Genomic DNA, 253 nt, shown 5'->3' on the forward strand with positions numbered 1-253 from the left:
CAATGCAGTCGCCCCTGATCCAGGCGGCGATACAACAGCCAGAAACCGAGGCCATCCCACAGCAACAATTTCAGGCGATCTCCCCGGCGGTTGCGAAAGACAAAAGCATGACCGCAAAAAGGATCGGCAGCCAGCACCCCCTGAACCTTGGCCGCCAGACCATCAAAACCCAAACGCATATCTACGGGTGTTGTCGCTAACCAGATGCGGTTGCCCGGGCTCAACCACATGGGCTTTCAAGGACCCGCACCAG

General features: G+C 58.1%; 1 protein-coding gene. It reads right to left on the reverse strand.

Annotated features, from left to right (window positions below; genetic code table 11):
* Nucleotides 1–230: IS66 family insertion sequence element accessory protein TnpB (gene tnpB / locus HJG40_RS12040; RefSeq protein WP_215864417.1), on the reverse strand; the 230-nt coding region annotated here is incomplete at its 3' end.
* Between the last annotated feature and the right edge of the window lie 23 nt (nt 231–253).

The organism is Acidithiobacillus concretivorus (assembly GCF_018853445.1).
Lineage (GTDB): Bacteria > Pseudomonadota > Gammaproteobacteria > Acidithiobacillales > Acidithiobacillaceae > Acidithiobacillus > Acidithiobacillus concretivorus.